The organism is Bradyrhizobium sp. USDA 4501, assembly GCF_054062115.1.
In genome coordinates, this window is record NZ_JBSSEX010000001.1 from 5,864,342 (window position 1) to 5,883,098 (window position 18,757).

The 18,757-nt window shown below is 62.6% G+C and carries 20 protein-coding genes and 2 pseudogenes; 18 read left to right on the plus strand and 4 right to left on the minus strand.

All coding sequences use genetic code 11. The features are described 5' to 3' along the window. Nucleotides 1–369 precede the first annotated feature (369 nt). The gene (locus ACVWZM_RS26965) at nucleotides 370–681 is read left to right on the plus strand and encodes a DUF736 domain-containing protein (protein ID WP_253625461.1); all 312 of its coding nucleotides are present in this window, start codon (nucleotides 370–372) and stop codon (nucleotides 679–681) included. 363 nt (nucleotides 682–1,044) lie between these two features. Continuing rightward, nucleotides 1,045–2,241 (plus strand): DUF932 domain-containing protein, encoded by a 1,197-nt coding sequence (locus ACVWZM_RS26970; RefSeq protein ID WP_141340642.1) that lies wholly within the window; start codon nucleotides 1,045–1,047, stop codon nucleotides 2,239–2,241. A gap of 121 nt (nucleotides 2,242–2,362) precedes the next feature. Here the strand turns inward: ACVWZM_RS26970 and ACVWZM_RS26975 are convergent, their stop codons facing one another. Further along, nucleotides 2,363–2,590 carry a helix-turn-helix domain-containing protein gene (locus ACVWZM_RS26975; RefSeq protein ID WP_141340641.1) on the minus strand — a complete coding sequence of 76 codons (228 nt, stop codon included), beginning with the start codon at nucleotides 2,588–2,590 and terminating at the stop codon, nucleotides 2,363–2,365. 236 nt (nucleotides 2,591–2,826) lie between these two features. On the opposite strand from ACVWZM_RS26975, the gene ACVWZM_RS26980 reads away from it, so the two are divergent. From ACVWZM_RS26980 to ACVWZM_RS26990, 3 genes are all read left to right on the plus strand, one after another. Further along, entirely contained in the window at nucleotides 2,827–3,099 is a 273-nt protein-coding gene (locus ACVWZM_RS26980) for a DUF2285 domain-containing protein (protein WP_141340640.1), read from the plus strand. 163 nt (nucleotides 3,100–3,262) lie between these two features. Further along, complete coding sequence (locus ACVWZM_RS26985) at nucleotides 3,263–3,457, plus strand: transcriptional regulator domain-containing protein (RefSeq protein WP_141340639.1); 195 nt, start codon at nucleotides 3,263–3,265, stop codon at nucleotides 3,455–3,457. Between the two features lie 307 nt (nucleotides 3,458–3,764). Continuing rightward, complete coding sequence (locus tag ACVWZM_RS26990) at nucleotides 3,765–4,142, plus strand: DUF2285 domain-containing protein (protein WP_246786598.1); 378 nt, start codon at nucleotides 3,765–3,767, stop codon at nucleotides 4,140–4,142. 353 nt (nucleotides 4,143–4,495) lie between these two features. Here ACVWZM_RS26990 and ACVWZM_RS26995 read toward each other — a convergent pair whose 3' ends face one another. Further along, entirely contained in the window at nucleotides 4,496–4,783 is a 288-nt protein-coding gene (locus tag ACVWZM_RS26995; protein ID WP_141340638.1) for a helix-turn-helix domain-containing protein, read from the minus strand. Between the two features lie 261 nt (nucleotides 4,784–5,044). Then, nucleotides 5,045–5,482 carry a hypothetical protein gene (locus ACVWZM_RS27000; RefSeq protein ID WP_141340637.1) on the minus strand — a complete coding sequence of 146 codons (438 nt, stop codon included), beginning with the start codon at nucleotides 5,480–5,482 and terminating at the stop codon, nucleotides 5,045–5,047. A 42-nt stretch (nucleotides 5,483–5,524) separates the two neighbouring features. Here ACVWZM_RS27000 and ACVWZM_RS27005 point away from each other — a divergent pair. The 9 genes and pseudogenes from ACVWZM_RS27005 to ACVWZM_RS27045 form a co-directional block, all read left to right on the plus strand. After that, nucleotides 5,525–5,995 (plus strand): annotated as a pseudogene (locus ACVWZM_RS27005) (type VI secretion protein); the annotation flags it as partial. Nucleotides 5,996–6,356: 361 nt separating this feature from the next. Beyond that, nucleotides 6,357–8,147 (plus strand): annotated as a pseudogene (locus tag ACVWZM_RS27010) (chloride channel protein). 454 nt (nucleotides 8,148–8,601) lie between these two features. Beyond that, entirely contained in the window at nucleotides 8,602–10,116 is a 1,515-nt protein-coding gene (locus ACVWZM_RS27015) for a porin (protein WP_253589115.1), read from the plus strand. 104 nt (nucleotides 10,117–10,220) lie between these two features. Then, nucleotides 10,221–10,538 (plus strand): L-rhamnose mutarotase, encoded by a 318-nt coding sequence (locus ACVWZM_RS27020; RefSeq protein WP_141340634.1) that lies wholly within the window; start codon nucleotides 10,221–10,223, stop codon nucleotides 10,536–10,538. Then, nucleotides 10,531–11,181, plus strand: coding sequence for an RraA family protein (locus ACVWZM_RS27025; protein WP_141340633.1), 651 nt, complete (start codon nucleotides 10,531–10,533; stop codon nucleotides 11,179–11,181). The genes ACVWZM_RS27020 and ACVWZM_RS27025 overlap by 8 nt, the downstream gene beginning before the upstream one ends. Nucleotides 11,182–11,183: 2 nt before the next feature. After that, on the plus strand, nucleotides 11,184–12,296 hold the full coding sequence (locus ACVWZM_RS27030) for an enolase C-terminal domain-like protein (RefSeq protein ID WP_141340632.1): 1,113 nt from the start codon (nucleotides 11,184–11,186) through the stop codon (nucleotides 12,294–12,296). Between the two features lie 116 nt (nucleotides 12,297–12,412). Continuing rightward, nucleotides 12,413–13,486, plus strand: coding sequence for an Ldh family oxidoreductase (locus tag ACVWZM_RS27035; protein WP_456855320.1), 1,074 nt, complete (start codon nucleotides 12,413–12,415; stop codon nucleotides 13,484–13,486). 58 nt (nucleotides 13,487–13,544) lie between these two features. Continuing rightward, complete coding sequence (locus tag ACVWZM_RS27040; protein WP_141340630.1) at nucleotides 13,545–14,867, plus strand: MFS transporter; 1,323 nt, start codon at nucleotides 13,545–13,547, stop codon at nucleotides 14,865–14,867. A gap of 47 nt (nucleotides 14,868–14,914) precedes the next feature. After that, entirely contained in the window at nucleotides 14,915–15,241 is a 327-nt protein-coding gene (locus tag ACVWZM_RS27045) for a UxaA family hydrolase (protein WP_141340629.1), read from the plus strand. On the opposite strand, the gene ACVWZM_RS27050 is transcribed toward ACVWZM_RS27045, so the two are convergent. Then, nucleotides 15,199–15,732 (minus strand): histidine kinase dimerization/phosphoacceptor domain -containing protein, encoded by a 534-nt coding sequence (locus ACVWZM_RS27050; protein ID WP_141340628.1) that lies wholly within the window; start codon nucleotides 15,730–15,732, stop codon nucleotides 15,199–15,201. The two genes, ACVWZM_RS27045 and ACVWZM_RS27050, sit on opposite strands and share 43 nt — an antisense overlap. 269 nt (nucleotides 15,733–16,001) lie before the next feature. On the opposite strand from ACVWZM_RS27050, the gene ACVWZM_RS27055 reads away from it, so the two are divergent. The 4 genes from ACVWZM_RS27055 to ACVWZM_RS27070 are packed head-to-tail and all read left to right on the plus strand — an operon-like array spanning nucleotide 16,002 to nucleotide 18,694. Further along, nucleotides 16,002–16,985 carry a DUF3618 domain-containing protein gene (locus ACVWZM_RS27055; protein WP_456855321.1) on the plus strand — a complete coding sequence of 328 codons (984 nt, stop codon included), beginning with the start codon at nucleotides 16,002–16,004 and terminating at the stop codon, nucleotides 16,983–16,985. Between the two features lie 10 nt (nucleotides 16,986–16,995). After that, complete coding sequence (locus ACVWZM_RS27060; protein ID WP_076826799.1) at nucleotides 16,996–17,565, plus strand: hypothetical protein; 570 nt, start codon at nucleotides 16,996–16,998, stop codon at nucleotides 17,563–17,565. Further along, entirely contained in the window at nucleotides 17,562–17,978 is a 417-nt protein-coding gene (locus ACVWZM_RS27065; RefSeq protein WP_456855322.1) for a phage holin family protein, read from the plus strand. Before ACVWZM_RS27060 ends, ACVWZM_RS27065 begins: the two co-directional genes overlap by 4 nt. Beyond that, nucleotides 17,975–18,694 carry a hypothetical protein gene (locus tag ACVWZM_RS27070; RefSeq protein ID WP_456855323.1) on the plus strand — a complete coding sequence of 240 codons (720 nt, stop codon included), beginning with the start codon at nucleotides 17,975–17,977 and terminating at the stop codon, nucleotides 18,692–18,694. Before ACVWZM_RS27065 ends, ACVWZM_RS27070 begins: the two co-directional genes overlap by 4 nt. Nucleotides 18,695–18,757 lie beyond the last annotated feature (63 nt).

Genomic DNA, 18,757 nt, shown 5'->3' on the forward strand with positions numbered 1-18,757 from the left:
GCGCCCTTTTAGCCGTTGATGCGCTGGTGTCAGCAGGTGCCCGTTTGATCCGGCTGTGTCCTTGTGCTGCGTCGATTTCGACCGCCATGGTGGTCTCCGTCAGTTCGTTCATGGCGCGTCCAACGCAACCTCGAAGGGGTTGATCAGGCCCGAGGGCCGGCAAAAGCCTCGATCGCCTTCCCGCAACGGCTACGCCTGCTTTTTTCCCCTGCCGCGAAGGGGCGGCATTCCTCGCGGTACAAAAAAGCAGGCTATCGCCGTCCTCCGCTGGCGCTGCGGGCCTGAAGGCTGCGGGCCGATCGCTCCCCGGGCCAAGGATCGCCATCGAGGCTGCGATGGGCGCGGCCCGAGCAACAAACGGAGACCACCATGGCTACCATCGGCACCTTCACCGCTTCGGACAACGGCTACATTGGCTCGATCAAGACGCTGACGCTGAACATCAAGGCGAGGTTCGCCGTATCCGAGAAGGACAACGACAAGGCGCCCGACTACCGCATCTTTGCCGGTGTGACCGAGTTCGGTGCCGCGTGGAAGAAAACCGCCCGCGACAGCGACCGTGAATACCTCTCGGTCAAGCTCGACGATCCGAGCTTTCCGGCTCCGATCTACGCCTCGCTGGTGAAGGTCGACGGCGACGAGGGCTTCACCCTGATCTGGTCCCGCCGCAACGGCGACTGATCCCATAGGGATCATCAGCCCCGCCTCCTCGGAGGCGGGGCTTTTTGCTTTTCTTGCGCCGCTTTGCAGGAGGAAGAGCATTTTTTCTTTGAAGAGATTGCGAAGGGCTCCGCCCTCGCGCGGGCAAGGGTGAAGCACACTTCGTGTGCCGGCCGGAGCGGTATCCCCGGTCTTCCGCGCAAGAGTTCTTCATGACGACGTCGTCGTCAGGCGCGTGCAGACGCGCGCCGCTGGCGCGCCCTTGCCAGGCGGGTAATCCCCCTCCGCGTCCTGCCGCCCTTGCCCTTGCTACCCCAGGTCTCGCCGACGGGCAGGGTTGCAGCGCAGCGCTGCGCTTCAACCTCAGCCCATAGGAGAGCGATCATGAACACAATGACCTTGTCCCAAAGCGAACAGCCTGCGCCCGGCGGTTTCCGCGTGGATATATCGCGCGGCCAGCGGATTGGCCGCGTGTCGTCTGAGTGGTTTGCGCGACCCGATGACGAACGGTATCTGAATTTGCCGGACCTTTATGAATCGGTGCGAGGACGGGCCGAACGCGCGCAAGCTCGGACGGTGGAAAGTCGGACCATTCGGGTGGAGGCGAGCCGGGACAATGCCGAGCGGCTGGCCCTCACTGTGCCGGGACGTGACGAGCCGGTGGCGCCGACCCATTGGAGCTTTGGCCAGTTGTGTACGCTGGTCGGGGCGCCGACCTCCTATCTGCGGCTGCTTCCCGCGGCCCTGTCGGCCATCAACCTGCAACACGGCTTGCTGTCGCATCGCGCCGAGCTCGTGAAAACCTTGGAGACCAATAGCGGACGCGTCGAGCTTCGTGCTGTCACCGGGCCGGACTATGGCCGTATCTGGGATCATGAGCTGGTCGCGGCCGTCATGAAGATCGCGGGCAACGGCACGGGTGACACCCGGTGGAAGGTTCCGGGCGTGATGGACTGGGCGACCATGACCCACAATCCCTTTGTGGACGTGACCAAGGACACGACGACACTCTACGCCAGCGATCGCGACGTGTTCCTGTTTCTGGTCGACGATACCAATCCGATCGAGGCGGGACGCCTGCCGGATGGATCACCGGATGTGTATTTCCGGGGATTCTATTGCTGGAATAGCGAGGTCGGCAGCAAGACGCTGGGGATCGCCAGCTTCTATCTCCGGGCCGTCTGCATGAACCGCAATCTGTGGGGCGTGGAGAATTTCGAAGAGATCACGATCCGGCATTCGAAATCCGCGGCCCAACGTTTCGTGCATGAAGCCGCCCCGGCGTTGACTAGCTTTGCCAATTCCTCGCCCGCGCCATTCGTCGCCGGGATCAAGGCGGCGCGGGAGCGGATTGTTGCCCGCACTGACGAGGACCGAGAGAGCTTCCTCCGCAAAAGCGGGTTTTCCAAGTCCGAGACCTCGAAAATCATTGAGACCGTTCTGGGCGAAGAGAATCGCAAGCCGGAAAGTATCTTCGATTTCGTGCAGGGCATTACCGCATTGGCGCGCGGCAAGGCTCATCAGGATACGAGGCTTGAGCTTGAAAGCAAAGCGAAGCGCTTGATGAAGCGCGCAATCTGAAGACTTGAGCCGCGTAACCGGGGCGCCAGTTGCGCGGCCCCTCCAAGCCGGATCGCCGGCGGCGCTGACGCGCGTCCGCGTCCGGCGCTCGCCGGGCCTTCGGCCCGGCTCGCGGAAGAGATCAGGATCGAATCTTAGACACTTTCTCGTCAAGCAGGTCGACCGGCCGCACCTCCAAAGCTTGGGCCGTCTCCCAGATTGTGAGCAGGGTCGCGTTTTGCAGCCCTCTTTCCATACTACTGATGAAGGCCCTATCGACGCCCATGCGTTCTGCGACGGCCTCCTGGCTCAAGCCAAGGCCTAGCCGAAAACGGCGCGCATTTGCTCCAAAGACCTTGCGAATGTCCATCCGCAGGATAGGAAGCAATCGCGTATTTTGGCGCTACGTGTTATAATACGCGGACGACCTCGGTTGCGTGTGCTCGCAAAAGGAGTTTCGAGTGCGGAAGGATAGAAGAACGCGCTTTCCTGCGGCGCCAAGCTTGGGGCAGGTAGCATGCCATGCGCTGGTGTCGGCGACGATGCGAGAGCGCGCGTTGCGAGCGCTGCGAGTCGAGTCCCGTTCCCTGGAACAGGGTAGCCCCGATGCCAAAACCACCGCTTGATCCGGAGGTTGCGGACGCCGCGCCGGACGATCCGACCGTTACACCATATGACCAGCAGCATGTCGTAACCTACATGCGACTTCTACAGGCTGAGGGTGAGGGGGCGGACTGGCGCGAAGTGGCTCGAATCGTCCTGCATATCGCTTCGGAACATGAGCCCGAGCGCGCGCGGATCGCATACCAGAGTCATCTTGCGCGCGCCAAGTGGATGACCGAGCAGGGCCGTCTTCTACGCGGTGCGGGGGCGAGCTAGAGGAGATTCGTCAACCAGAAGATCAATCTAGAAACGTCTTCTCCAGCCGCAGGTGGTCATCCGGAAGCACCACGTGGTGCCAAACTAGGGACTTCCTACAACTCGCCAGTTCACGATTATCGCACCGCAATCCTTGTTAGTTGCGTGCATGCGGGTGGAAGCAATGCCTGAGTTCGACTGGCGGTCGCCGGAATCCTACAAGAGTCTTCAGGACGCAGAGATTATCGACATCGCCGGGGAATGTCTTCGCCGTAACGTGGATTACCGACGCAGCTATGAAGCGATGCTCGCCAACAGCCCGGATGGCGAAGTGACGCCCGAATTCAGGAGGAGGTGGGGCATCTGCTTTCGCTCATGACCCGCTGAGGTTCTTCAAGGAACAGACGGTCTTTTGGGCATCCGAGGTTCTGCCGACCGTCGTTCCAATCTCAATGACCACGTCGCCCGTTAGCAGTGACGCAGCGTCTCAGCCGTCGATCGATGTCGCGGCTGGTCGGGTTCGCCGCGCCGCCGACGGCTGGCATGCAGTGCTGCGCATTGGCGCGGTCGACCACCGTGTCTGGTCAAGAGAAGCGCCGGCCGTTGCCACCCACTACGTGGCCACGTTGTCGTTTGACGGCGACTTCGCCGCGCGGGCGTACGCTGCGCGACGGCTGTGGCGAGCCATGAGCGGGCGTGCGCCAAATCCTGCCTTTCACGAGCTATCCAAACAGCGACGCGAACGGTTGAGCGCGGCTCTTCGCGCGCTCGATGCGCGTGGGGACGGCGGCACGTATCGCAGCATCGCTGAAGCGTTGTTCGGCAGCAAGCGTATCCCGGACCGTGCCTGGAAAACACACGATCTGCGCAACCGGAGTCCGTCTGGTGCAAACCGGCCTCGCAATGGTGCGCGGCGGTTATCGCCAAATTCTGCGGCGCGGGCGCACGGGCAAATAGCACAGCCCCGCCTGGGGTATCGAAAATCGTCCTTCTCAAACTTCGGCTCCCACTCCGAGATCGCGCTCCCTCTAGGTCTACTTGGCCGGTATAGCGCATCTACCTGAGCTTTCGCGACCGATGTGGCGTGCCCGGCGCGTTTGCAGCGTCCATGCGGGACCAACGCGTTACGAGAGACATCTTGCGGGCGGTCCGTCGCCGGCGGAAACGCAAGCCAATATCAGCGATCTCGCGAGCTTGCCGGGAGTTGGGGTTCGCGTTCAATCGCTCCCACGGTGAGTTCCGCTGGACCGCCAGTCCATTGGACATGTCGGTGCGGCCGAGCGTCAGGTATACTTTCACGCCAGCCGGAACGACGATCATGGTGCTGTCTCCCTTGCGGCGAGCTGCCGCATCACCGCAGGCGGAGTGCTGCTGGCCGGCGCAAAGACACGCCGTCCATCGGCCAGCTTGGTGTCCATTATGCCGCCCGCGGCTGCACCAGAACGCGCAAGGCGGCGAGCGCCGGCATCTCATTGGCCGTGCCGTCGGCGTGCGTCACCGTCGCGAGTTGCGGTGCCTTGCAAGCGGTCAGCCAGCGGACCGCCATGCTGGTGGCGGCGCCATCGCGCCGGCAAACCTGCGCCACGCTGACGCCCGGCTTCTCCGTCTGCTGCTCGATCGCCTGCTTCGCCTTGTTGCTGAACCGACGCCGGATCGACCGGCCGTCCACCGCTTCCGGTGTCACGTAGTTTTGGGGCGCGCGCAATTAGCAGCGCTGCTTGATTGAGCCCGGGCACCCGGAGAAGAACAATCGCCAGTCCAAACTCGTCGCCGGAATCTTCGGGACGATCGCGCCAGATCCGCAGCGAATCGGGCGAAAGACCGAGCGTCGCGGCATACCCGGCATGCCCGATGCCGCTCCAGTTCATCGCCTTGACATGCATGCCCAGAACGCTCGAAGCCCGATCGGATCGCAGTTCGAGCGCACACTGTAGCGATAGCGCGTGGGCCTCTTGCGCCGCTTCGGCTACCGCTTGTTGGGTGGACGTTCTGCCGTCGCTTGGCGAAAATTCCGCTGCTCTTCCACACGTTTGCGCGAGCCTCCCGGACTCACCAGATGGCGAACCCAGCGCTCGAACCTCGCCATCGAAAGCATGCGCCGGCCGCAATATTCCTCCGCATCCTGGTCGTCGCAGTACCAAATCTGAACGTGCAACGACCAGCGGGGTTCGCCTTTGCCCATGAACGGCGAGGCGCCGTCGGAGATCATCCACTGGAGCAGAAAACCCGAAATGGAACGAGAACACACTATGGAAGAGTTGTGCAGGGACCGGACGCTTAAAGACGACCGAGCGATGGCGAGATAAAAGGGCGCAATGTGCGCCGCGGTCGGTTCGTTGTGTTGTTTGGAGTTTTCCGCCTGCCGCGCAAGGTGCTTGCCTGGGCAACAATGTGCGCGCTGCACGCAAGTCACTGACACTCCGCGATCTAATAAACATTGCCGAGGTTGGCGGCGGCTGAGGATCGTGAGTTTCGCATCCGGCCCGGCGGCATCTGCTCATCCACTTCGCAGCGGGCGCGGCGCTTTATTGCGCAGGCGATCGCGGCGGCGCAGAGGGTTGGCGGGCAGGTGCCCCGTTCGGACCGCATTATTACGGGCAACCGGTCACGCCTCGGGCGCGGCCGGATCGCCAGCGTGCCGGCCAACCACCTGTTGACGGGGCGCTCGTGCCTCGTCGTGATCAAGACCCGCGTCATCCGTCACATCGCCCGCGCCGCACCGTTCGTCGCCCACCTCAATTATCTCCGTCGCGAGGGGGGATCGACGACACGGACAAGGCGCGGCTGTTCGGGCCGCAGACCGAGGACGTCGACGGCCGTACCTTCGCGGAGCATGCGAGAGCGACCGTCATCACTTCCGTTTCATCGCGTCGCCCAGGACGCGGCAGCCATGGTGGGCCTCAAGTCCTTCGCCCGCGCGAGCTGATGGGCAGGTGGCGAAGGACCTACTTGGCGGCTCGGGCTGGCTAGCAACCTGTTGATCGATCCCCGGACCCACAGGCGATGATGGCGCCTGCCTTACCGTCTGTCAGGACGATCACCCGGCCGATCAACTCCTTCCCGGCAGCATGCAGTTCGCGGAGGATGCTATTGGCTCGGCCGTATGGCGTCAGGGCCAGTGTCGAGTACCAGCTTGGTCGGTCCATCAGCAATTGCACTTAGAAGGGGCAATTCTGATTCTCATTGACCTGTCCAGATTCGCGGAGCAGCCTGAAGCCCGATGGGCATCGCACATCCGGTCCGCTGAGCTTTCTCTGCTAGGACCTTACGAGAGCCGAATGGTGTTGGCGATCCGCCACATTGTCCTGCGAAGAGCAACCAACAAATTGTTGGTTCGGGTGCGCGCGCTTTTGCGTCGCAACGAATTCTACCTGATCCCGCTGGCGCTCCTGGTAGGCCTCATGGCGGGTGCCATTGTCACGCTGATGAGCGAGGTCGCCCAGATCGCCCATGTCCTGATCTACGGGATCCCGGTCGACGTCCGCCTCAGCGCCCATGACCATATCAACCCGTGGGCGGCGCTGAGCGCCCCCACGGTCGGAGGACTCGCGCTCGGGATCATGGAGTGGTCGCGGCGGCGCCTGAAGATATCGAGCGCGGTCGACCCGATCGAGGCCAACGCGCTGCGCGGCGGACATCTCTCGCTCCGCGACAGCGTCGTGGTCTCGAGCCAGACCCTGATCTCCAACGGCTGCGGCGCGTCGGTCGGGCTCGAGGCGGGCTACACCCAGATCGGCTCGGGCGTCGCCTCCCTGCTCGGCCAGTTCCTCAATTTGCGGCGCACCGACCTCCGCCTGATCGTCGGCTGCGGCGCGGCCGCCGCGATCGCGGCGGCGTTCGGGGCCCCGATCACCGGCGCGTTTTATGCCTATGAGCTGATCGTCGGCGTTTACTCGGTGGCGAGTGCAGCCCCCATTCTCGCCGCGTCGCTGTCGGGGGCGCTCGCCGCGCAATGGTTCGGCGGCTCGCCTTATTTGCTGGAAGTTCCCCGCGTCGGCACGGTCAGCGTCGAGCAATACCTCGCCCTCATCGTGCTGGCGTTGATCGCCGGTGGTGTCGGAATTCTGTAGATGCGAAGCTCCGTTCTGTTCGAGCGCATGTTCACACAATCCTGGCTTCCGCTCTGGATCAGGCCGGCGATCGGCGGAATTTGCGTCGGCGCGCTGGCGATCGTCACGCCGCAGGTGCTCGCCGCCGGCCACGGGGCGATGGTGCTCGATATGCACCACGAGATGGCGGCGGGCCTGATTGCGACGATCATCGTGCTGAAGCTTGCCGCCTGCATGATCTCGCTCGCCTCCGGCTTCCGCGGCGGTCTCTTTTTCGCCTCGCTGTTCGTCGGCAGCCTGCTCGGAAAATTGTTCGCCGCGCTGGTGATCCTCGCGAGCCCGAAGCTCGGAATTGATCCCCTGGTCGGCATGCTCACGGGCATGGCGACGCTCGGCGTCGCCATCGTCGGCGGTCCGCTGACGATGTCGTTCCTGGTGCTGGAGTTGACACGCAGCGTCGACGTCACCGCCGTTGTGCTGGCTGGCTGCATCGTCACCAGCATCTGCGTCCGCTTCAGTTTCGGCCATTCGTTCTCGACCTGGCGCCTGCACCTGCGCGGGGAGACTATCCGAAGTGCCAACGACGTCGGCTGGCTGCGCAACCTGTCGGTGGAGCGGATGATGCGCAGCGACGTCGCCAAGGCGCCATCGACCTCGACCATCGCGGCCTGCCGCCGCGAGTTCCCCTTGAGCTCGCTGCAGGCGATCGTGGTCGTCAACGACGCCGACGAATATTGCGGACTGGTGCTGCTTCCAGAACTTTATTCCGTCGAGCTCGATACCATCGCGGACGACATCCAGGTGGTGGAGCTCGCGCGCTATTTCGACGACGTGCTGCTGCCCGAAATGAACGTGAAGACCGCGATGGCCGTGTTCGACAAGGCGGAGGCGGATCTTCTGGCCGTGGTCGAATCCGCCGATAGCCGAAAGGTGATCGGCTATTTGCCCGAGTCGCTCGCGCGCCGTCGCTATCTCGAAGAGATCGACCGAGCAACCGGCGGCGTGCTCGGGGCAGTGTGAAGAGTTTTAGCAAGGGGACCACCGGACCGGCAGCAAGCCGAGTAGGAAAGCCTCGTAACTGGTCCTGGACTTGCCTCGGTGCTCGGATCAGCTTGCCGAGTGGCTTCTGGCTTCGCAGGCAACGGCCGGCTCTTCGCTCCTGACCACCACAGAGTTTCTCGATCTCGGGCTGGCAGGCGCTGCGAATCTGTCCCTCGCTATGTGGTGTCCCCCCGATCCTTTGCGCGAAACCAGCCACGATTTCCTCAGGCTTGCGGCCTGTCCTTGCGAAAAACGCCGACGATATTGATCGACCCCAAATTGGTCGCATCGACCCCGATTTGTCCGGGGTGGCGCTCCCCACGCTGTACTAAATCACGCTGTGTCGCGGCCCTCCGCGTTGCTGCGGCCCTAACGGGTGCAGTCCCGATCTTTGAAGGACGGAAACGATGTTTTCTTGCTTGGAGGTTCATCGATGAAACTAACAAAGTGTCTTGTCCTCGGTTCTGCGGTCATGTTTGTGGGCGCCAGCGCGCAGGCAGCCGATCTTCCCGTGAAAGCGAAGGCCGTCGAGTACGTGAAGATTTGCTCCTTGTACGGAGCTGGATTTTACTACATCCCCGGCACCGATACTTGCATCAAGCTCGGTGGTTATGTGCGAGCCGAGGTTGGATTGAATACAAACGCATTGCACGATACTACCAATACTGGTGTCGCTGGTGCGCAAAACCGCCTCCGCAATTACTATACCACCAAGGCCCGTGAAGACCTGAACATCGATACGCGCACCGCGACCGAATACGGCGTGCTCCGAACCTTCTTCGATGGGGCCTTGACTTGGACGTCGGGCGGCTATGCAGGTACCGGCACAACGGCTGTGAATGGCTCGACTGCCTACAGCGGAGCTGGTGTCGCTGGTGGTACGCTCGGTGTCTACTACGCGTTTATCCAGTTCGCTGGTTTCACAATGGGCAAGGCGGTCTCGCAGTTCTCCTCGCCTTGGGTCAACTATCCGGCCAATAACTTCGACGGTCTGCCCGGTGCTGGCGGCTCGGTTACTGGTGTGAACCAGTTCAGTTACACGGCTGAATTCGGCCAGGGCATCACGGCTGCGATCTCCGCGCAGGACCAAGTTCAGTATAATACGACCAACATCTGGAACGTGAGCGGTGCAACGGTCGCCGGACTTGCGACCGGAGCTTACGGCGCGAACGACATCGGAGGCGCGTGGTCTCCTGACCTTGTCGCCATGGTTCGCGTTGATCAAGCTTGGGGTCTCTTCCAGGCGTCGGTCGCCGCGCATGACAACCATGCCGCCTACTACGGCGCCGACGAAACGACTGGCCATCCGGACGACAAGTGGGGCTGGGCCGCTCAGTTGGCCTTGTCGATCAAGAATCTGCCCACCGGCGCGGGTGATACGATCAACATGTCTGGCGTGTATACGAACGGTGCGAGCCGTTACAACTTCCAGGACCTGATGACGACCACATACGCAATGTACGGCGGTACCCGTTTGGCGGGTGCTTACCAGAGCGTTGGCCTTGCAGGTCTGTCTGACTCCGTGTTTGTGGCTGGCTCCGGCCAGCAACTGACCACGACTTACGGCGTCCAGGGCGGCTATACGCACAACTGGAATCCGTACTGGAACACGGGTATCTATAGTGCTTGGGCCGCTGTCCGGTATAACGGCACAGCTAAAGGCTACATCTGCGGCGCCTTCGTTGCAGGCCTAGCGCTCTCGAGCGGCGTTGCCGGTTGCAACCCCGATTTCAACTACGGGGTAGTCGGTGTGATCACGCGCTGGACACCGGTCAAGAACCTGACCTTCTCGGCCGACCTCGCTTACAGCATGCTCGACCAGAAGTATGCGAGCGGAAGCAAGGTGACCCTGCCTCTGCAGTCGGCTATCGCGAAGCCCGGCGCCATGTATGAGCTTAAGGATCAGAACGCTCTGACGCTGCTGATCCGCGCTCAACGCACCTGGTGAGGCTCTGACAAACTAGTTGTACGCCAAAGGCGGTGCGGCTCATCCGCTGGCGGCTGCGTCCGACGCGCCGGGTCTCGGCATCGATTGGGACTGGGACGCGATCGGTGCGATGCGCGTCGATCAAACCGGAGCGTATCGCCGAGTATAAGCGGCTGCATGGGGCCGCCTGGCCAGAGATCCTGGCCAGGATCTCCGAATACAACATCCGCAACTGCACGATCTTCCTGCGCATGCCGGAGAACCTGTTGTTCGGCTACTGGAAATATCACGGCGAGGATTTTTCCGGCGACAGCGCGCGGATGGCGGCCGACCCAAGGACCCGCGCATCGTGGGCGCTTGCGGACCCGATGCAGGTGCCGCTCGTGAGCCGCGCGGAGGGAGAGCATTGGTCGACGATGGAAGAGGTATTACACCATGACTGAATCGCTGACCGAGCGTTTGTCGCGCTGCTACACTGGCGTCGTGCATGACGTCATGCGCGGCAGGGGCCTCGCCGACTTCACGCTGCCGCCGGAGATCACGCCGCTCGTTCCGGAAAAGGTGCTGTGCGGGCCGGTCTTCACCATCGAGGGCCACGTCGACGATCGCGCCGAAGCGCACCAGACCTTGCTTGAATGGACCGGGCTATTGTCCAAGGCTAAACCCGGCCACATCTGGGTGTGCCAGCCGAACGACCGCGTCATTGCCCAAATGGGCGAATTGTCGGCCGAAACGTTGCAGAAGAAGGGGGTGCTCGGCTGTGTGATCGACGGCAATATCCGCGACGTGAACTTCATCCTCAAGATCGGTTTCCAGTGCTGGCGGCGCCGGCATACGCCTCGCGACGTTGTCGGCCGCTGGCTCCCGCGCGGCTTCGACGTGCCCATTACCATCGGCGACGTGCTGATCCGGCCCGGCGACTATCTGATCGGCGACCGTGACGGCGTCATCCGCGTCCCGCAAGAACTCGTCGGGGCAGTTACCGACGAGGCCGCCGTCGCGATGAACACCGAAAACAAGGTACGCAAGGCGATCCTCGACGGGATGGACCCGCGAGAGGCCTATCTGACATACGGCAAGTTCTGACCATGCGGATCGCCACGGTCGACATACGCTGTTGTCATCACCGCGAGGTGTCCCTTGCTGAGGATACGCTGCTCGGCACCAGCAATCGAGATGGGTTTGAATTCGTCGTCTACACACTGACGACGGAAGAGGGGCTCTCGGCTTCGATGTTCGGCTTTGCCGGCCGCTCTGCACGTGGCTCAGGCGAGCTTGCGGCGGCCGCATTGAAGCCACTTCTGATTGGCCGTAATGCGCTCGACCGCGAGGCGCTCTGGCACGAGTTCCGGAAAGTTGACCGCTTCTGGAGCCATCTGCCGATCTATTCCTACGGGCCGGCCGATGTTTGTCTTTGGCTCCTGGGCGCTGAAGCCGCCGGACAGCCGCTGCATCGCTACATTGGCGGCTGCCGGACGGAGGTGCCGACTTACTTGAGTTCGATGTTTCTAAAAACCGCGGACGACTATGTCGCCGAGGCGGTTGCGGCCAAGGCTGGCGGCTATGCGGCGTACAAGCTGCATCCGCCGGGCCGGTCCGTCGGCGAGGATATTGAAATCCATGCCGCCGTGCGCGCAGCGGTAGGGGCCGAATTCACGTTGATGAGCGACCCGGTCGCCTTCATGACGCTCGACGAAGCGATACGCTATGGGCGAGCTCTCGAACGACTTGACTATCGCTGGCTCGAAGAGCCTATCCCGGATGAAAACTTCTCTGCGTTGCGCGAGTTGTCGCGGGCGCTCGACATTCCGGTCATTGGCACTGAAGTTTTAGCCAAACATCCCTACAGTGTGGCCGAATGTGTCGCTGGTCGCGTCGTCGATGCGGTTCGCGCCGATGTCAGCTGGGCGGGTGGGGTGACCGGCGTCCTGAAGACCGCGCATCTTGCCGAAAGCTTCCACATGAATTGCGAGATTCATTCGGCCATCTTCCAGCCGCTTGAACTCGTCAATCTTCACCTCTGCGCAGCCGTGAAGAACTGCAGCTATTTTGAGCTGCTTTGCCCCCGCGAAAAATTCGAGTTCGGGCTGGCGTCTCCGCTGCCGGTCGAAGGCGGCATCGCAACATTGCCGGAAAAGCCAGGTCTCGGCGCCGAGCTTGATTGGGATTTGATCGACAATGCCACTGTCGCGCAGCTCTGAGGCGGAGGCTCGGAGGGAGCAATCTTTTCGAGTCTGACAATCACAAACAACACTGGGAAGACGTTCATGACCTTCTCTATCCTTGCGTTCTGCCCGAAAAGACACGCGGTCAAATTATGAGCGCGGATCAGAAAGCTGCTGGTGCAAGCTACCGCGCCAGCGCCCTTGAAGCCTGCGCCAGTGCTTTGCTCGAGCGTGCCGGGCTTGCTCGTGACCGGACAGCCGATATTGCCTCGGTACTGGTCGAGGGCGACTGCTTCGGGAAATCGACCCATGAGCTGGCGCTACTGCCTCTCTATCTGCGCGAGATTGAGAGTGATGAGATGTCTGTTGTGGGCGAACCCGAAATCGTCAATGACTTCGGCGCGCCTGACTTGGGATGGGCACAAGCTTCCCGGGCCCTGGCTGTTGCGGCGCGCGACGCAAGAAGCAATGTCGCGGGCGGCCCGGTTCGGGATGGGGGCGATCGCCATCCAGCGCAGCCACCATACGCCTGCCTCGGCGCCTATCTGAGGCCGGCAGTTGACGCCGGCTACATGATGCTACTGACACTGACCGATCCCGGCCATAGCAGCGTCGCGCCGTTCGGTGGGGTAACGCCGGCTCTGACGTCGAACCCGATGGCGTTCGGCACACCCGCCACCAATGGACCGGTGATGATCGACATGTCCACCGCGCTGTTGACGAACGGCGCGATCGCCGCCTATCGGCAGCGCGGTGAGCAGCTGCCGCACCCCTTTTTGATGGATAGCCAAGGCCAACCCTCGACCGATCCCAACATCATGGCAGCTATCCCGCCAGGTACGGCTCTGCCTCTCGGCGGTCTGGAGGCCGGCCACAAGGGCTATTCCCTCGGTCTCATCGTAGAACTGCTGACGGGCTGCCTTAGCGGGCGGGGACGTGCTGACGCAACCGACGGCTGGAGTGCGGCGGTTTTCATCCTCGTCATCGACCTCGCCGCATTCGGAGGGGCCGACGCTTTCCGGCGTCAAGTAGCGGCGCTTGCCGGCATGTGCCACGCATCTCAGACGCGGCAAGGCTTCGAACGTGTCGAACTGCCAAGCGCTCACGCTCTTGCGCGGTGGGAGTGGCAGCTTCGGGACGGCGTCCGACTGTCAGCCAGCATCAGCGCTGAAATAGTGGAATGCGCGAGGCGCTTCGAGGTGCCGATGCCGGATCCGATTCCTTGAGACCGGTGCCGAGCAAGACCCGATCGATCCAGAGAAAAACATATTTGAGGAAACACCCATGACGATGTCCATCGCGGTAGACAAGGCGCCCGCCGAGCGCGCCAACATCAGACGCGCCGTGACTGCGGCGACCATCGGCACGATTATCGAGTGGTTCGACTATGCGCTTTACGGCGCCGCGTCGGGCTTGTTCATCAACAAACTGTTCTTCCCGCAGTTCTCCGCCTCGGCGGGAGTGCTGGCGGCGTTTGCGACGTTCGCCGCCGGCTTCTTCAGCCGGCCGCTCGGCGGCATCCTGATTTCGCATTTCGGCGATCGCTTCGGGCGTAAGCCCGCGCTCATCTTCACGGTCTCGCTGATGGGCCTGTCCACCGTCGCGATGGGTCTCTTGCCAACCTATGCTCAGATTGGGGTGTTAGCTCCCATCCTCTTGGTCATTTGTCGCCTGCTGCAGGGTTTCGGCGCTGGTGCGGAATATGCGGGAGCCGTGACGCTCGTCTCCGAATACGTCCCCGCTCATCGCAGGGCGTATTTCACTGCCTATCTGTCGTCGGCGACTGTCGCCGGCATCATGTTTGCGACGCTGCTCTTCCTTCTTGTTGCCTATCTGCCTGAAGAAACCCTGTTCGGCTGGGCGTGGCGCGTGCCGTTCCTCGTCTCGGCACTCCTCATTGGCGTCGCGCTCTACATTCGCCAGAACCTCGACGAGACGCCTGAATATGTCGAGGCGATGGAGCGTGCCGCCGCCCACCGCCGCGAAGCGCGGGTGCCAGTCGGCGAACTTATCCGCAATAGCCCGCGAGAGGTCGTGTGCGGCTTCCTTTCGATCACTGGGCACAACGCGAACGCGTACATCCTCAGCGCGTTCAGCCTGAGCTACATGACCAACACGCTGGGCATGGCCCGGACGGACGCGCTGACGGCTGTTATCATCGCGACGCTGACCGGCATCGTGCTGACGCCGCCTGTTGGTGCGCTCGCCGACCGCGTCGGCCATGCGCGAGTCTATCTCTTCGGCGGCGTTTTCACAATGTTGTACGCGTTCCCAATGTTCGCAATACTTGGCACGAAGAATGTGGTGCTGGCGACGCTGGCTCTGAGCATCGGCTTCGGCATCGGCTATAGCGGGCTTGCCAGCGCGCAGGGCGCGTTCCTCGCCAACCTGTTCCCGACCCGCTACCGTTTCTCTGGCATCGCGCTGGCGCGTGAACTGAATGCTCTCCTGATCGCCGGTCCGACACCGTTCGTGGCATCGGCGCTCGTGGCCGCCGGCAATGGCAAGCCGACGTGGGTCGTTGCCTATCTGATGGCTTGCTGCGCGATCACCGTCGTTTCGGTTACCGCCATTCGGTCGCGGTCCTACGAGCGAGGCAGCGACTGACACGGGTGCAAGGGTCATGCAGATCCACGATCGAAAGGGAGGGTCGATTGAGGTTTGTTCCTAATGACGGGGGTGGGCGCGCGAACGCCAAGCCTGAACAGAGCGACTCGCGGCTCCTGCTGCTTTCCAGCGCCGACAATGTGCTGGTCGCACGCGGCAAGGTCGCTGCAGGGGAGACCATAGTTGTCGATGGCGTGGCGGTAACGCTCGCGATCACGATCTCGCTTGGCCACAAGATCGCCCGCTGCGGCATCGGGCTAGACGAAAGGATCGTCAAATACGGTGTGCCGATCGGTTCGGCGACGGCGCACATTGCGCGCGGCGAACATGTTCACGTCCACAACGTGCGAGGATTTGCAGGCCAGCCCGCATGATAAACAACCGGCGTGTCGCGCAGGCGATCATGGATCTTCGCGACGACCTCGATCCGCGCCAGCGCGGACGTAATCGCCGCCTGCACGTCGGCATTAGGGTCCGACCGCGCCTGCAAACGGAGGATCGACATGATGGTCGCGAGGTCGTTCCTGGTCCGGTGAGCCAACTCCATCATGAGAACGTCCGCGTAGGCCTTCGCCTCCGAGTGCTTCTGGAGCGCTGCGCGCAAGGCTTCCGTTACCCCTGCAAGACATAGCCCGCTCGCCAGGAAGATGAGGAGCGGCAGGATCGCGGCGCTCGGCGGCGGAGGGATAAAATATCGCGCCGCCAGCGCCGCGCTCGCGCCGGTGGCCAGAAAGCCTGAACCGCGATCGAAGATGACAGAGGCCAGGAAAATGGCCGGGATGAACAGCACCAGCGGATAGGGTCTCAACTGATCGTCCAGCAGGAGCTTGGCGACAAATGCCAGCCCGACGAGCCCGAGGCTCAAAAGGTACCGCGCCCACAGGGGAATATCTGGGCGTGACGGACATGAAGCGAAGCAGGAGCCGGTCCATTGAAAGCAACGAACCGGCTTGTCGGCCCGTTCCTGTCGCTTGCTTCAAGCGCTTCGGCCGGCGCGTGGACTGTTGAGCCTAGACCAAAGTCTGGACGCTGTTTGCCGCAGGGCCTGCTGAGGAACGATTCAACAAAGCTTGAGTTCGTCCCAAAAGAACCGACCAAAAAATCCAAGAGGGTAAAATCCAAGAGGGTAAAGCCATGACGCGATCAGTGGAGGAGCTGAGGCGGCAGTCCGAGCGCAGCCGTGCCGAACTCGCGGTGACGGTCGATAGGTTGAGGGAGCGGATATCGGATACCGCTGACGACCTCCGCCACAAGGTCTCGCCGCAACACATCAGATCGGAAGTCTCCGATTACATCAGCAACAAGACCCAGAGTTGGGTCGAGGCGCTGAAGCAACAAGCGATGGATAATCCGATGCAGGCGGTCGCTGCGGGGACTGCGGTCGCAATCCCGCTTCTGCGCCTGGCGCGCGGTTTTCCAGTGCCCCTTCTGATGATCGGGGCTGGCCTTGCCCTGACCTCGAAGACGGTGCGCGACCGGGCCACGGAAGCGGCTGCACCGGTGATGGAGAAGGCGGGAGAGATGCTGGATCAGGCCGCCGACCGGGCCGACGCGATGAGCAGCGACGTGAGAAACCGGCTGACTTCGGCTCAAAACCAGGCCGGCGATATGGCTGGCGACGCGCAAGATGCCGCCGCCGCCCTGGCCGACGACCTTGGCAAGCGAGCGGCGCAGGCCGCCGGCACCGTCGGCGATACGCTCAAGAGCGGCATGGATGCCGTGAAGGACAGAGCGGGCGCGGCCAAGAACGCGGCGGCCACGGTGCCTGCGAAGGCCCGTCAGGTCATTGGCGACAATGCCGCCTTGATCGGCGGTCTTGGGATCGCGATCGGCGCCATCCTTGCCGCGGCTCTTCCCGAAACCAGCGCCGAAGCCAAGGCGGTGGGCCCGGCGAGCAACAGCGTGAAACGAGCGGCGGGCGAGGCTGCACAATCCGGTTTCGAGGCGGCCAAGGACGCGACGATGTCAGCGGCCGACGCGGCGGCGCGAAGCGTCGGCGAGGCCGATCTCGGGGGGCATGCCGGCCGGATGACGGAAAACGTGGCCGACAGGCTCAAAGAGGCTGCCGACGACGTCGTCAGGGCGGCCTTCAGTCCTTCCCCAAACCCGAACACCTGAAAGAACGATCATGAGCGATGTGGACCTGAGTAAAGAGACGAATTCCACGCAGAACCGGAATACCGACCCCTCGCAGACCCTCAAGGAGCAGATGGCCGATGCCGGCGCCGAGGTGAAGCAGCGCGCCGGCGATGCCGTCCGAGCGTCGACCGATGCCGCCAACGACAAGTTCAAGGAGGCGGCTGATGCCGCCAAAGACGTGGCTTCCGGAACGGTGGACCAGATCGAGGGCCAGGCGCGCGACAAGCAGCGGTCGGGCGCGAACTTCATGGCACGCCTTGCCGGTAACATTCGCGAAGCGGCGCGCGCCTTCGAGAGCGATGCGCCGTTCGCCGCCCGTGGCATGACTTTCGCCGCCGAATATGTCGATGACGCGGCCGATAAAATCCGTGACGGAAGCTTCCGCGACCTCGTCGACGGCGCCACCGATTTTGCGAAGCGGCAGCCGGCCGCGTTTCTGGGGATCTCGGTCCTTGCCGGTTTCGCGGCAGTCCGTTTCCTGAGGGCGTCGGGCGGGCGGTCTTCATCCTCGAAACGGCGCGAACAATCGTCATCCTCGCAACAAAGCAATGTGTCATGAGCATCCAGAACGATATCAAAACGAGTCAGAACGATCTTCGAACCATCTCGACATTGCTCGGCGATGCGCTGTCGCAGTTCGCCAAGCTGTTCCAGAACGAGGTGGATCTCGCCAAGGCCGAATTCGGCGAAAAAGTTCAGAAGGTCGGCGGCGCGCTGGTCTTCATCGTTGGCGGCGCCGTCCTTGTGATCCCAGCCCTGGTGATGGCGCTGCTCGCCTTATCGGCGGCAATGATTGGGGCAGGTTGGTCACAGCCGCTCTCCTATTTGACGTCGGCGATCATGGCCGTGATGATCGCGGCCGTACTGTTCGCGATCGGTATCAACCGGCTAGATGCCCGCAACCTGGTGCCGCGGGAGACCATTCGGCAACTCGATAAGGACAAGGACACCGTGAAGGGGATGGTGAGATGAGCAGCACGCAGGCGGGCTTTTTCGACAGTCTGGTGACCGCGGTGCGGGAAAATCCCCTCGCCGCAGCACTTATCGGAGGCGGTGCGTTCTGGCTGTTGGCTGGCGACGAGAAGCTGAAGAGCGCGGCGCGATCGGCGACCGCGGCGGCTTCGCCGATCGTCGATCGCGGCGTGCGCAATGTTCGCGCGGCCGCCTCCGAGCTCCAACGGACTGCCGCGCCACCGACCGCGCCTGAAACGGATCACGACGACGCTACGGGCTTCGGTGAAACCGTACGCGAGGCCAGTAGCGCGGCTTCAGATGCCATGTCGGGAGCGGCCGACGAGATCAAGGACCGGTTCGACGAAGGTATCGCCTATGCGCGCGAGAACCTCGGCATGCCTGGAAAAGAAGCTCTCACGAAAGCGCAATCATCGTTGGCCGACGTGCTTGACCGGCAACCGCTCGTCCTTGGCGCCGTGGGCTTGGCAATCGGTGCGGCCATCGCGGGTGCGTTCCGGACTTTCGATCTCGAGAACGAATGGGTGGGCGAGCTCAGCGACGATATCAAGGCTGATTTGAACACGCGCGCCGACGCGGTATCGCGAAGCCTACGCGAAGCCTCCGATACGTTGAAGGCCGAGCTCGGCGACGTCGGCACAGAGGCCGTCGATCGGGTGAAGCAGGCTGGCATCGATGCTGCGGATGCTGCACGGGAAAAGGTGAAGTCGCCATAAAGGAGGCGGTTCCAAGCCTCATAAGCTGCGGATTCGCCTAGGACGATGGCCTCACCGTCAATC

Bases quoted from the DNA above. Each gene is read 5' to 3' on its own strand.
- ACVWZM_RS26965 (WP_253625461.1), top strand. From the start codon at position 370: ATGGCTACCATCGGCACCTTCACCGCTTCGGACAACGGCTACATTGGC.
- ACVWZM_RS26970 (WP_141340642.1), top strand. From the start codon at position 1,045: ATGAACACAATGACCTTGTCCCAAAGCGAACAGCCTGCGCCCGGCGGT.
- ACVWZM_RS26975 (WP_141340641.1), bottom strand. From the start codon at position 2,590: ATGGACATTCGCAAGGTCTTTGGAGCAAATGCGCGCCGTTTTCGGCTA.
- ACVWZM_RS26980 (WP_141340640.1), top strand. From the start codon at position 2,827: ATGCCAAAACCACCGCTTGATCCGGAGGTTGCGGACGCCGCGCCGGAC.
- ACVWZM_RS26985 (WP_141340639.1), top strand. From the start codon at position 3,263: ATGCCTGAGTTCGACTGGCGGTCGCCGGAATCCTACAAGAGTCTTCAG.
- ACVWZM_RS26990 (WP_246786598.1), top strand. From the start codon at position 3,765: ATGAGCGGGCGTGCGCCAAATCCTGCCTTTCACGAGCTATCCAAACAG.
- ACVWZM_RS27015 (WP_253589115.1), top strand. From the start codon at position 8,602: ATGAAACTAACAAAGTGTCTTGTCCTCGGTTCTGCGGTCATGTTTGTG.
- ACVWZM_RS27025 (WP_141340633.1), top strand. From the start codon at position 10,531: ATGACTGAATCGCTGACCGAGCGTTTGTCGCGCTGCTACACTGGCGTC.
- ACVWZM_RS27030 (WP_141340632.1), top strand. From the start codon at position 11,184: ATGCGGATCGCCACGGTCGACATACGCTGTTGTCATCACCGCGAGGTG.
- ACVWZM_RS27035 (WP_456855320.1), top strand. From the start codon at position 12,413: ATGAGCGCGGATCAGAAAGCTGCTGGTGCAAGCTACCGCGCCAGCGCC.
- ACVWZM_RS27040 (WP_141340630.1), top strand. From the start codon at position 13,545: ATGACGATGTCCATCGCGGTAGACAAGGCGCCCGCCGAGCGCGCCAAC.
- ACVWZM_RS27055 (WP_456855321.1), top strand. From the start codon at position 16,002: ATGACGCGATCAGTGGAGGAGCTGAGGCGGCAGTCCGAGCGCAGCCGT.
- ACVWZM_RS27060 (WP_076826799.1), top strand. From the start codon at position 16,996: ATGAGCGATGTGGACCTGAGTAAAGAGACGAATTCCACGCAGAACCGG.
- ACVWZM_RS27065 (WP_456855322.1), top strand. From the start codon at position 17,562: ATGAGCATCCAGAACGATATCAAAACGAGTCAGAACGATCTTCGAACC.
- ACVWZM_RS27070 (WP_456855323.1), top strand. From the start codon at position 17,975: ATGAGCAGCACGCAGGCGGGCTTTTTCGACAGTCTGGTGACCGCGGTG.